Origin of the sequence: Saccharothrix algeriensis, assembly GCF_016907655.1 — a bacterium.
Taxonomy (GTDB): domain Bacteria; phylum Actinomycetota; class Actinomycetes; order Mycobacteriales; family Pseudonocardiaceae; genus Actinosynnema; species Actinosynnema algeriense.
In genome coordinates, this window is the sequence record NZ_JAFBCL010000001.1 from 6,491,583 (window position 1) to 6,503,672 (window position 12,090).

At 75.4% G+C, this 12,090-nt stretch carries 7 protein-coding genes; 5 read left to right on the top strand and 2 right to left on the bottom strand.

Annotation, left to right across the window (positions count from 1 at the left end; genetic code table 11):
• Nucleotides 1-27: 27 nt before the first annotated feature.
• Nucleotides 28-2,448 carry an ATP-binding protein gene (locus tag JOE68_RS29140; protein ID WP_204845574.1) on the bottom strand — a complete coding sequence of 807 codons (2,421 nt, stop codon included), beginning with the start codon at nt 2,446-2,448 and terminating at the stop codon, nt 28-30.
• A gap of 860 nt (nt 2,449-3,308) precedes the next feature.
• Between JOE68_RS29140 and JOE68_RS29145 the strand changes: the two genes are divergently transcribed.
• Together JOE68_RS29145 and JOE68_RS29150 are read left to right on the top strand one after the other, a co-directional pair.
• The gene (locus tag JOE68_RS29145; RefSeq protein WP_204845575.1) at nt 3,309-4,946 is read left to right on the top strand and encodes an ABC-F family ATP-binding cassette domain-containing protein; all 1,638 of its coding nucleotides are present in this window, start codon (nt 3,309-3,311) and stop codon (nt 4,944-4,946) included.
• A gap of 30 nt (nt 4,947-4,976) precedes the next feature.
• Nucleotides 4,977-6,632, top strand: coding sequence for an ABC-F family ATP-binding cassette domain-containing protein (locus tag JOE68_RS29150; protein WP_204845576.1), 1,656 nt, complete (start codon nt 4,977-4,979; stop codon nt 6,630-6,632).
• Between the two features lie 634 nt (nt 6,633-7,266).
• On the opposite strand, the gene JOE68_RS29155 is transcribed toward JOE68_RS29150, so the two are convergent.
• Entirely contained in the window at nt 7,267-9,036 is a 1,770-nt protein-coding gene (locus JOE68_RS29155) for an oleate hydratase (protein WP_204845577.1), read from the bottom strand.
• 265 nt (nt 9,037-9,301) lie between these two features.
• Here JOE68_RS29155 and JOE68_RS29160 point away from each other — a divergent pair, with 265 nt between their 5' ends.
• The 3 genes from JOE68_RS29160 to JOE68_RS29170 all read left to right on the top strand — a co-directional run bounded on the left by JOE68_RS29160 (nt 9,302) and on the right by JOE68_RS29170 (nt 12,087).
• Entirely contained in the window at nt 9,302-9,892 is a 591-nt protein-coding gene (locus JOE68_RS29160) for a GNAT family N-acetyltransferase (RefSeq protein ID WP_239562389.1), read from the top strand.
• A gap of 223 nt (nt 9,893-10,115) precedes the next feature.
• A complete protein-coding gene (locus tag JOE68_RS29165) occupies nt 10,116-10,565 on the top strand; it encodes an effector-associated constant component EACC1 (protein WP_204845579.1) in 450 nt (149 codons plus the stop codon).
• The gene (locus JOE68_RS29170; RefSeq protein ID WP_204845580.1) at nt 10,552-12,087 is read left to right on the top strand and encodes an SUMF1/EgtB/PvdO family nonheme iron enzyme; all 1,536 of its coding nucleotides are present in this window, start codon (nt 10,552-10,554) and stop codon (nt 12,085-12,087) included. Before JOE68_RS29165 ends, JOE68_RS29170 begins: the two co-directional genes overlap by 14 nt.
• Nucleotides 12,088-12,090 lie beyond the last annotated feature (3 nt).

Here is a 12,090-nt window from a genome sequence, read left to right on the forward strand (position 1 = left end):
TCCACCGTGGACCGGGAGGCGCCGGGGTCAGCCGTTCGAACCGGACCGGGCGGGCACGGGCGCGGGGCCGGGCAGCTCGACGCCCAGCGCCGCGGCCAGCCCCGCGGCCCGCGAGCGCACGGCCGGGGTGTCGTAGCGGGCGCACTCGGCCAGCGCGCGCACCCGGTGCTCCCGCGCCTCGGCGGGGTCGGCGGACAGGTCCGCCAGCCGGCTCAGGATCTCGACCCGGTTCTCCGACAGGCGCTCCTCGCCCAGCGCGCACAGCAGCTCGGCGCGCGCCTCGTCCCGGTGGCCCGCCTCGGCCAGCGCCAGCCCGCGCAGGTAGCGGACCCGCGACACGCCCGCCGGCGCGCCGTGCCGGGCGAACCGGGACTCGGCCTCGGCCAGCAGCCCCAGCGCGCCGGGCAGGTCGCCGGACGCGGCCAGGCCGGTCGCGAGGCGGGTCAGCACCATGGACAGCAGCTCGGCGTCACCCGCGCGGCCCTGCGAGTCGGCCCGCCGGTAGTGGGCGACGCTGCGCCGGTGCACCGCCACCGCCTCCGCCACCTCGCCCGCGGCGTGCAGCATCACGCCCAGCAGCGACAGCGCCAGGTGCAGGCCGTTGGCGTGGCCGGCCGCCTCGAACAGGGCGACGGCGCGCCGGCAGTGCGCGACCGCGGCGGTGGCCGTCGTCAACCGCCGCTCGATGCCCGCCCGGTAGTACCACGCCCACGCCTCGGTCACGGTGTCCCCGGACCCGACCGCCGCCGCCAGCGCCCGCTCGTGCGCCCCGAACGCCTCGCGCGCCCGCCCGCACAGCGCGTAGAGCGCCCACGACAGGTAGTTGAGCTGCTCGGCCTCGGCGCGGCGGTCGCCCAGCGCGCGGGCGGCCTCGGCGCCCGCCTGGAAGACCTCGCGCCACAGGCCGCCCGTGCCGCGCAGGTCGGAGTACCAGTGCACGGCGCGGGCCAGGTCGAGCACCTGCCGGTGCGCGCCGCGCCCGGCCGCCGCCCGCAGGGCCTCCCGCCACGCGCCCTCCTCGGCGGCCAGCCACCGGCCCGCCGACTCCCGGTCGGGCACCGGGTCCGGCCCGTCGACCGCGACGGCGACCTCGGTCCGGTCGTGGTCGAAGTGCAGCGCCGCCTTCGTCGCCACCGCCAGCAGCCAGTCGTGCATCCGCCGGGTCACCCGCGCGATCCCGGCCGCGTCCTCCTCCCGCTCCAGCAGCTCCCGGGCGAACACCCGGATCAGCTCGTGGCAGGTGTGGCGGCCGGGCTCGTCGCCGGCCCGCAGCAGGCTCGCGTCGGTCAGCTCCGCCAGGGCCGCCGCCACCTCCGCCGCCGGTAGGCCGGTCACCACGCGGACCAGCTCGGCGGAGGTGCCGGCGCCGGGCGCGACGGCCAGCCGCCGGAACACCAGCGCGACCTCCGGCCGCAGCTGGCGGTAGGAGACGTCGAACGCCGCGCGCACCTGCAGGTCACCCGCGGTCAGCACCGACAGCCGGCGGTGGCGGGCGTCGAGCTGGTGCGCGAAGTGCGCGATGGTCCACCGGGGCCTGCTCGCCAGCCGGTTGGCCGCGATCAGCAGGGCCAGCGGGATGCCGCCGCACAGCTCGGCGACCCGCTGCGCCGCCGCGGGCTCGGCGGCCACCCGGTCGCCGCCCGCGATCCGGCCCAGCAGCGCGACCGCCGCCGCCGGTCCCAGCAGCTCCAGCGACAGCCGCCGCGCGGCCAGGCCGGCCAGCGCGCGGCGGCTGGTGACCACCACCAGCGAACCCGGACCGCCGGCCAGCAGCGGGCGGACCTGCGCCTCGTCGGCCGCGTCGTCCAGGACCAGCAGCACCGACCGCTCCCGCAGCAGCGAGCGGTACAGGGCGAGGCGGTCCGGCCGCTCGGCCGGGATGTCGCGCTCCGCCACGCCCAGGCCGCGCAGCAGCGCGCGCACCGCCCGCGCCGGCGTCAGCGGGTCGGCGCTCATGCCGCGCAGGTCCAGGAACAGGCAGCCGTGGGCGAACCGGGCGCCCAGCCGGTGCCCGGCGTCGACCGCGAGGGCCGTCTTGCCCGCCCCCGGCGGGCCGTGGACCAGCAGGACCTGCGACACCGCCGAGGAGTCCGCCTCGGCCGCGCACGCGTCCAGCACCCGCTGCTCGGGCTCCCGGCCGGTCAGCTCGATCAGGATCGGCGGCAGCGCGCACTGCCCGCCGGTGAAGCCCGGCGGCCCGGCCGCCGGGGCGACCCGGTCCCGGCGGCCGGCGCGGGCCAGGCCGGCGAACTCCGCCGCGTCCTCGCCGGTCAGGCCGAGGCCGGCGACCAGCAGTTCGACGGTGCGCCGCTGCGGGGTGCGCGCCCGGCCCCGCTCCACGTCGCTGATCGCCCGCACGCTGACACCGGTCCGCTCGGCCAGCTCCTCCTGCGTGAGTGCGGCCCGCAGCCGGTAGAAGCGCAGGAAGTCGCCGAACGTCGTGACCACTGGCGGAAACCCCCCTGCCGGGAGGGGCGCCCTCGCCCCGCGCCCCTCTGCGGTGGCGATCCTGCCACGCGCCCCGGCCACCGGTACTGCCGCCGGTTCCGCCGGTTGTTCTGCCTGGTCCCCCCGCGCTCCGCCTGATGGACTTGCGGCAGGTCGGAAGGCGGCACCGGGACCCCGGCGCTCCCCCGCGAAGGCTCCGCGTGCGCCCCCGATCCTCGGCGCGGTGGCAGGGACCGCGCCTGGCAGGGGTGGTCGGCGGGGCGGGGACCCGGTCCGCGGGCCACCCTTCCGCCCTTCTGCCGTGCCGCCCTTCTGCCGTGCCGCCCTTCTGCCGTGCCGCCGTGCCCACCGGCCCGCAGACCCCTGCGGCACCCCGCAGTCCTGCCGGTGGTCCTGTGCAGTTCTGCCGGTGGTCCTGCCTGGTCCACCGCCGCCGGGAGTGGTCCCCTGGTGCTCGGGCAGCGGGTCACCTCGGGCACGCCGGTCACCTCGGGCAGCGGGTCACCTCGGGCACGCGGGCCACCTGCGCCGGGAGTCGCCGCCCACCGGGGCGCGCGCGACGGAGCCCCCGGCAGAACCGGCCCTCCGTACCGGTTCTGCCGGTCCCTCCCGCGGCCGGAACGGGCGCGACCGCCGAGCGGCGTTCTGCTACCCTCGGCAACGGACTGTTCCCGAACGTCGGAGTGGTGACGTGGCAGGCGTGGCAGGTGACGACGACATCTCCGGGTGATCCCCGGGGTCGTTGAGCCACCGGCGAGCGCGCGCGGGTCGCGCGGCTGCCGTGGCGGTGTCGTCATACCACCCAGCCCACCAGCGGTGTCGCCGTGGTGCGCCCGCTCGCCACCTCCGAGGTCTCTTCCGTGTCCGACGCGTTCATCGTCTGCTCCGCCCTGTCGTTCTCCTGGCCCGACGGCACCCCGGTGTTCCAGGACCTGTCCTTCAGCGTGCCGGGTGGCCGCACCGGCCTGGTCGCCCCGAACGGCGCGGGCAAGAGCACGCTGCTCAAGCTGATCGCCGGCGAGCTGCGGCCCGCGAGCGGCAGCGTCTCCGTCGACGGGGTCGTGGGCCACCTCCCGCAGAGCCTGCCGCTGACCGGCGACCTGACCGTGGCCGAGGTGCTCGGCATCGCCCCGGTGCTCGCGGCGATCGCGGCCGTCGAGGCGGGCGACGCCGCCGAGGAGCACTTCACCACCATCGGCGCGGACTGGGACGTCGAGGAGCGCACCGCGGCGCAGCTGGAGCGGCTCGGGCTGGGCGGGCTCGACCTCACCCGGCGCCTGGGCGCCCTCAGCGGCGGGCAGGTCGTCTCCCTCGGGCTCGCCGCGCAGCTGCTCAAGCGGCCCGACGTGCTGCTGCTCGACGAGCCCACCAACAACCTCGACCTGGACGCGCGGCGGCGGCTGCACGAGGTGCTGGCGGACTGGTCGGGCTGCCTGCTGCTGGTCAGCCACGACCGGGCGCTGCTGGACCGCGTGGACCGCATCGCCGAGCTGGACCGCGGCGAGGTCCGGTTCCACGGCGGCAACTACACCGACTACGAGGCCGCCGCCCGCGCCGCGCGCGAGGCCGCCGACAAGACCGTCCGCAACGCCGAGCGGGAGGTCAAGCGCGAGAAGCGGGAGATGCAGCAGGCCCGCGAGCGCGCGCAGCGGCGGGCCGGCAACGCCGCGCGCAACCTCGGCAGCGCGGGCCTGCCCCGGATCTTCGCGGGCACCATGAAGCGCAACGCGCAGGAGTCGGCGGGCAAGGCGGGCGAGGTGCACGCCGCCCGCCTCTCCGCGGCCAAGGCCCGGCTGGACGAGGCCGAGAGCGCCCTGCGCGACGAGCAGCGGATCGCCCTGGAGCTGCCCGACACCGCCGTGCCGGCCGGGCGCACGGTCTTCCTGGGCGAGGGGCTGCGGGTCCGCCGCGGCGACCGCGCCCTCTACGCCGGCGACGGCGTGGACCTGGTGGTGCGCGGGCCCGAGCGGATCGCGCTGACCGGCCCCAACGGCTCGGGCAAGTCCACCCTGCTGCGGCTGGTCAGCGGCGACCTGGAGCCCGACGAGGGGCGGGTCGCGCGGCACCCGGGGCGGGTCGCCTACCTGTCCCAGCGGCTGGACCTGCTCGACCCCGAGCGCAGCGTCCTGGACAACCTGGTCGCGTACGCGCCCGCGCTGCCGCCGTCGCAGCGGATGAACCTGCTGGCCCGCTTCCTGTTCCGCGGCGCGCGCGTCCGGCTGCCGGTGGGGGTGCTCTCCGGCGGCGAGCGGCTGCGCGCCACCCTGGCGTGCGTCCTGTTCGCCGAACCGGCGCCGCAGCTGCTGCTGCTCGACGAGCCGACCAACAACCTCGACATCGTCAGCGTCGGCCAGCTGGCGAGCGCGCTGGACGCCTACCGGGGCGCGTTCGTGGTCGTCAGCCACGACGAGCGGTTCCTCGCCGACATCGAGGTCGAGCGCCGGCTGCGGCTCGCCGACGGCCGCCTGCTCGACGTCACCGCGCCCGACGCCCGCTGACCGGCCCGACCACCTCCGGGGGATCCCGCCATGCAGCAACCGGCCCTGCTCGCGCACGACCTGGTCCGCGTCCTGGGCGCGCGCCGGGTGCTCGACGGCGTCAGCTTCACCGCCGCGCCCGGCCGGCGGTGGGGGTTGATCGGGGAGAACGGCGTCGGCAAGTCCACCCTGCTGCGGCTGCTCGCCGGGGTGGACCAGCCCGACGCCGGCTCCGTCACCAGGCCGGCGGACCTGGGTTTCCTGCACCAGGAAGCGCTGTTCGACCCGGCCGGGACGGTCGCCGACGTGCTCGCCGACGCGCTGCGCGACGCGCGGGAGGACCTCGCCGAACTCGACCGCCTGGGCCGGCTGCTCGCCCGCGCCCCGGAGGACGGGGCACTGCTCGCCGCCTACGCCGACCGGCTCGACCGGGCGCAGCACCGCGAAGCCTGGGACGCCGACCGGCGCGCCGGGGTCGTCCTCGCCGCGCTCGGCCTCGCGGCCCTGCCGCACGACCGCCCGCTCGGCTCGCTCTCCGGCGGGCAGCGCGGCCGGTTGGCCCTGGCCGCGCTGCTGGTGCGGCGGCCGTCGGCGCTGCTGCTGGACGAGCCCACCAACCACCTCGACGACGAGGCGGTGTCCTTCGTGGAGGAGCAGTTGCGCGCGCTGCCCGGTGTCGTGGTGGTCGCCGGCCACGACCGCGCGTTCCTCGACGCCGTGTGCACGGACCTGGTCGACCTCGACCCGGCGCTGGGCGGCCCCACCCTCTTCGGCGGCGGCTACACCGCCTACGCGGCCCGAAAACGCGCCGACCGGGACCGGTGGCAGCGGCGTTACCAGGAGCAGCAGGAGGAGTTGGCCGCACTGCGCCACGCGGCGGGCAGCACCGCGCGCCACGTCGCGCCGAACCGGGACAAGCGCGACAACGAGAAGATGGGCTACGGCCACTCCGGCGGCCGGGTGCAGAACCAGGTCGCGCGCCGCGTCCGCAACGCCACCCGCCGCCTGGAGGTCCTGGAGCGCGCTGCGGCGCCCGAACCACCGCGACCGCTGCGCTTCCACCCGGCCGCCCTGGCCGTCGAGGCGGAAGCGGCGGGCGAGGCGGCCGAGGAGAAGCCCGTGGTGCTGCGCGACGTCCGCGTGCCCGGCCGGCTCGTCGTGGACCGGCTCGACATCGGGGCAGGGGAACGGCTCCTGGTCACCGGCGGCAACGGCGCGGGCAAGTCCACGCTGCTCGCCGTGCTGGCCGGGAGGCTGGAGCACGGGGGAGAGGTGCGGCGGCGGCGCGGGCTGACCACGGGCCTGCTCGCCCAGGACACCGCCTTCGACCGCCCGGACCGGACCGCGCGCGAGACCTACGAGTCCGAGCTGGGCGTCGAGCGCGCCGAGGACGTGCCGCTGACCTCCCTGGGCCTGCTGGCCGAACGCGACCTCGACACCGCGGTCGGCCGGCTCTCCGCCGGCCAGCGCCGCAGGCTCGCACTGGCCCTGCTGGTGGCGGACCCGCCGGAGCTGCTGCTGCTGGACGAGCCCACCAACCACCTCGCCCCGGGGCTCTGCGACGAGCTGGAGGACGCGCTGGGCCCCGGCCCCGGCGCGATCGTCGTGGCCAGCCACGACCGGTGGCTGCGCTCCCGCTGGTCCGGCCGGGAGGTCCGGCTGGAAGCCGGCGCAGTGCACCGTGAAAGTAAGTCCACTGTGGACTGACAACCCGCGGTGCCCGAGGTCGCAGGGCCCACCGAGCCCTCGCCCTCGGGCACCGCACCGGACCGGCCGCGACGAACAGCGCCAGCATCCGGTCACCCGGCACCCGTGCGCGCGATTTCCGCTCTTGGCTTCCAGGCTTTCGGCACGCCCCGTGCAGACCGGTGTCCTCGTGTTCTCCCCGTATGGCCTGCCCGGAGGGCTACCATGCTTTCTTGGGGGGTGCAAGCACGCTTTTCGCTTGCACCCCCCAAGAAAGCATGGTCGTCTTTGACAGGCCATGCGGGGGGAACACGACCGCTCTTGCTCTTCCTCCTCCTTGGCGGCCTGCCTGTCCGGCGAGGACTCTTTCAAGCTCTTCAGCCTCGGGCGGTACAGCACCGAATCTCACCCGGCTCGGTGCGCGACCCAAGTAAGAAGAGCGGCCGAGAGGCCCCCAAGGAGGAGGAAAAGAAAGTGCGGTCGTGTTCTCCTCCCCGCACGGCCTGCCGAAGGCAATCGCATTTGTCGGGGGGTGTCAAGCGAGGAGCGTGCTTGACACCCCCCGACAAATGCGATCGGGCTGCGCCCAGGCCGTACGGGGAGGAGAACACGAAGCAACCGGTGTGCGCACGAGGTGCGGCATCGTTGCGTCTTCCTAGGGCTTGTCCGGTACCAGGCCGAATTCGGTCATCAGCTCGCCCACCTCGGTCGCGTCCAGCTTGCGCAGCAGCCAGTTCCGGAAAACGCCCGGACCCGGCAAGCGCAGCTCCTCGCCGTCGCGCAACCTGCTCGTCGCGGCCAGCAGGGCCCGCACGTCATAGGTCGAGCCGAACACCTCGGGCACCCCGCGGCCGACGTCGAGCAGGGTGTAGACGGCTTCCATCGGGGTGCGCACCGAGTACTCGGTGGTGAAGATGCAGTCGCGGCTGGTCTCGGCGAACTGGCCGATGAACGCGAAGTTCACCGACCCCTCCGGCACGACGTCGGGTCGGTCGCCGGCGTGGCGGGGCATGAAGAACGACGTGATGTAGGGCATCATGACCGGCACGCACTTGGCGCCGGTCGCGGCCAGTTCGGGGATGTCCTCGACCGGCACCCCGAGGTGGTACAGCCACTCCCGCGTGATCTCCTCGCCCGTGCAGTCCTGCATCGGCTTGCGCACGAAGTCGCCCGGCCGGTCCACGAACAGCGAGTAGAGCCACACGACGATCTCGTTCGGCTGCTGCTGCTTGAAGTGCGGCTGCCGGTTGACCGTCCAGCTCATCAGCCAGCTCGAGTCCTTGACCGTGACGATGCCGCCGGTGACGACCCGGCCGCTGAACGGGTCGCGCTTGCAGATCCTCCTGATGTGCTCGGGGATGCGCGGGTCGAGGGTGGTGACGGTGGCCGACTCCCACTTGGTCTGCGGGATGTGGGAGCCGAACACGTCCGGGCGGCCGAAGGACGGGTCCTTCGCCGCGATCCGCCGCCACAGCTCCCAGGCCGGCGCGGGGCCCTCGTCGAGCGCGGCCGGCGTGTGGTGGTCACCGCTGTCGGAGTTCTCGGTCAGCGAGCCGATGGTCATGAACAGCAGGTCGTCGGGGCCGAGTTCCACCCCGCCCTCGGCTCCGCCGCGGATCCAGTGCACGCGGGTGGCCTGCTTGCGCCCCGGCGTGATGTCGAAGTCGACGTCGGTCACCTCGGTGCTGAAGTGGAACACCACGCCCTGGTCCAGCAGCCACTTGTAGAGCGGCAGCACCAGCGACTCGTACTGGTTGTACTTGGTGAACTTCAGCGCCGAGAAGTCCGGCAGCCCGCCGATGTGGTGGATGAACCGGTGCAGGTACAGCTTCATCTCCAGCGCGCTGTGCCACTCCTCGAAGGCGAACATGGTCCGCCAGTACAGCCAGAAGTTGCTCTTGAGGAAGTCCTCGCCGAAGACCTCGTCGATGCGCTTGCCCTCCATCTCCTCGCGGGTGGCGAGGAAGACCTTGATGATGTCCTTCTGCGCCCTGTCGCTGAGGGTGAACAGGCCGTCGGTGCGGGCGTCCCGGCCGCGGTCGACGGTGGCGCGCTGCAGCGAGCGGTTCGGGTCCTCCTTGTTCAGCCAGTAGAACTCGTCCAGCACGCTGGCGCCTTCGACCTCCAGCGACGGCACGGAGCGGAACAGGTCCCACAGGCACTCGAAGTGGTTCTCCATCTCGCGCCCGCCGCGGATGACGAAGCCCTTCTTCGGCTCCTTGATCCCGTCGAGCGCGCCACCGGGCAGGTCCAGCCGCTCCAGGACGGTGATCCGGTGGGCGGGCAGCTGCGCGTCGCGGATGAGGAACGCCGCTCCCGCCAGCGAGGCGAGGCCGGAGCCGACGAACCACGCGGTCTTGTCGTCCACGCCCTCGGGCTTGCGCGGCCGGGCGAACGCCTCGTAGTTGCCGTTGCTGTAGTACATCGGGATCGTGCCCTTCGCTGTGCCGCCCGACGTCCGCGCGGGTGGGTGTGGAGGGTTCCGCCGACTGCGGTGAACGTACCTCGCGCCCCGGCCGCCGCAACTCCACCGCGGAGCGCGACCGCGCTCGTCACCCGCAGGTCGCGGCACCGGACACCAACGGGTGAACCGCCGCTGTCGCCGGCCCGGCGCGTGCCGCCCGGACCGCCGCCGCGACGGCGGTGTTATCCGTTCGGCGCCGCCCCCGGCCGCCGGTATCGTCATGATCATGGTTCAGATCCGCCGCGCCACCCGTGACGACGTCGACGCCGCCGCCGACACCCTGGCCGCCGCGTTCTCCGGGTACCCGTTCATCCGGCACGTCGTGGCCGCGGACGACCACGAGCGCCGGGTGCGGGAGCTGCAGCGGCTGTTCCTGGTCGAGGTGGGGCTCGCCCACGGCGCGGTCTGGGTCGCCGACGACTGCGCGGCCGTCGCGGTGTGGACCACCCCGGACACCGACGCCGCCGCCGCGTTCGGGCCGCTCGCCGAGCGGGCCGCGCACCTGGCCGGCGACCGGGCCGAGGTCTCCGCCCGCGCCGAGCGGGCCTTCGGGCCGCACCGCCCGACCGGGCCGGCGTGGTTCCTGGGCACCGTCGGCGTGCGGCCGGACCGGCAGGGCAGGGGGCTGGGCAGCGCCGTGATCCGCCCCGGCCTCGCCGCCGCCGACGAGGCCGGGGCGCCCGCGTACCTGGAGACGACGGGGGACCGCAACGTCCGGCTGTACCGGCGGCTCGGCTTCGAGGTGACCGCCGAGGTGCAGCTGCCCGACGGCGGGCCGCTGACCTGGTGCATGAGCCGCCCGCCGCGGGCGACCTGAGCGCACCCCTCCGCCCGGGGCCCGGCAGCCCTCCCCCGCGGGGGAGGGCTGCCGGGCCCTGCGCCACCCGCGGCCGCCGAGCCGCCCGCGCAATTCCACCCGGAATTGAATGAATCTGACGAATGGTGGGAATCCGCCATCGGCGACGGAAATCCGGCGCGCTTTCTGGAACACTCGGCGTCGGCAGTGCGCGGGATTTTCTCCGCAATAATAAGGAGAACGCATGACGGGTGCCGACGCGGTCGTGGTCCGGGTGGCCAGCGGGCGGTACGCGGCCGACCACCCCGGTTGGCTCGCGCAGGTGGCGCTGCTGGAGCGGCGGCTGCGCGGCGTGGCGCCGCACGCGGGGGCGGACGGGCCCGCGCTGCGGGTGGAGGTGGACCGGCCGCGGGAGCCGGGGACCGGGCCGGTCAAGGGCCTGGTGGAGGTCACCGCCGTCGTGCTGGCGTCCTCCCAGGTGATCCGGGCGGCGGCCGTCGTGCTGCGGGAGTGGGCGCGCCAGGACGCCGGGCGCGAGATCACCGTCGAGGTCGAGCAGGGCGGGCGCCGCATCACCGGCACCGGGCGCGGCAGGGCGGGGATCGAGGCGGTGCGGCGGGTGCTGGCCGAAGCGCTGGGCGACGAGCCCCCGTCGTCCGAGGGGGAGGCCGAACCCGCCGATGATGACAGGTGACGCGCCCGCGACGGCGTTCAAGGCGCTCGCGGTCGGCAACGCCGCCTTCCCCGCCGACCCCCACCGGCTCTCCGCGCTCAACGGGCCCCTCAACGACGTGGAGGCCGTCTGCGCCGCGCTGTCCGACCCCGACACCGGCCTGTTCCGCTGCCAGCGCCCGCTGAAGGACGCCACCGGCCAGGTGCTGCTCGACACCGTCGAGGAGTTCTTCACCGCCGCGGAGGCCAACGACTGCCTGCTGTTCTACTACAGCGGGCACGGGCGGATCGACCTCGAAGGCGACTTCTACCTCTGCGCGCGCGACACCGACACCGCGACGCTGGGCTCCCCGCGGCTGACCGGCTCGCACCTGGGCAAGGTCGTGGCCCGGTCCCCGGCGCTGCTCAAGATCATCGTGCTGGACTGCTGCTACGCCTCGGAGTTCAAGGGCGAGGTGTGGACGCCCGGGTACTTCCGCGGGCGGGGCCGGTTCGTGCTGGCCGCGACGCGCGGGCCGGGCAGCCCGCTGGTGCCCGACGCGCCGACGCCGCACGACCTGAGCCCGTTCACCGCCCTGCTGGTGGAGGCCCTGCGGCGGGGCGACCTGGACACCGACCACGACGGCTACGTGACCGCCCGCGACGTCGGGGCCTACATCTCCGACCGGGCCCGCCGGGCGGGCGGCGCGCCGTTCGCGCTGGAGCAGTGGGCCGGCACGGGCGTCGTGCCGCTGGCCCGCTCGCCCCGCGCGCACGGCTCGGCCGTGGTGCTGCCGCCCCGCCCGTCGGCCACCGCCGCACCGATCACCGCTGCTCCGATCACCGCTGCTCCGATCACCACCGCTCCGATCACCACCGCTCCGATCACCGCCGCACCGGTCCCGCCGCCCGCCGCGCCCGACGTCGTGGGGTTCCCGATCGCCGTGCGCCCCGGCCCGCTGCCGGACCTGCTGCCGACGCCCGACGGCTTCCGGCTCGGCCGCCACCTGGTGACCAACGGCCAGTTCCGGGTGTTCCTGCTGGACCCGGCCAACGACCGCTGGCGGCCCAGGGCGGCCCGCCGGGAGGGCCGCCACGTGGACGGGAACTACCTGCGGCACTGGGACGACCTGGACTTCCCGCCCGAGCGGGAGCACGAGCCCGTCGTCGCGGTGGGCGCCCGCGCGGCGGGCGCCTACGCCGAGTGGGCGGGCGGCCGGCTCGGCCTGCCCCTGCGGCTGCCCCGCGCGGACGAGTGGGAGCGCGCGGCGCGCGCCGGGCGCCGCGGGGACTGGGTGGCGGCCGACGTCGCCGAGGGCCGGGTGAACTTCCGCCGCACCCTGGGCGCGCTGTCGGAGGTCGGCGAGTTCCAGGCCGGCCCGCACGGGCTGGCCGACCTGCTGGGCAACGCGTGGGAGACCTGCGTGGACGCCGCCGGGCGGCCGGTGCTGCGCGGCGGCGCGTTCGACACGCCCGAGCACCGGCTGCTGGAGGAGCTGGTCCCCTCCTCGGCCGCCGAGTGCCGCGCCGACACCGGATTCCGCTGCGCCTGTTCGAGGATGTGAGGT

Bases quoted from the DNA above. Each gene is read 5' to 3' on its own strand.
- JOE68_RS29155 (WP_204845577.1), bottom strand. From the start codon at position 9,036: ATGTACTACAGCAACGGCAACTACGAGGCGTTCGCCCGGCCGCGCAAG.
- JOE68_RS29170 (WP_204845580.1), top strand. From the start codon at position 10,552: ATGATGACAGGTGACGCGCCCGCGACGGCGTTCAAGGCGCTCGCGGTC.
- JOE68_RS29160 (WP_239562389.1), top strand. From the start codon at position 9,302: ATGGTTCAGATCCGCCGCGCCACCCGTGACGACGTCGACGCCGCCGCC.
- JOE68_RS29150 (WP_204845576.1), top strand. From the start codon at position 4,977: ATGCAGCAACCGGCCCTGCTCGCGCACGACCTGGTCCGCGTCCTGGGC.
- JOE68_RS29165 (WP_204845579.1), top strand. From the start codon at position 10,116: ATGACGGGTGCCGACGCGGTCGTGGTCCGGGTGGCCAGCGGGCGGTAC.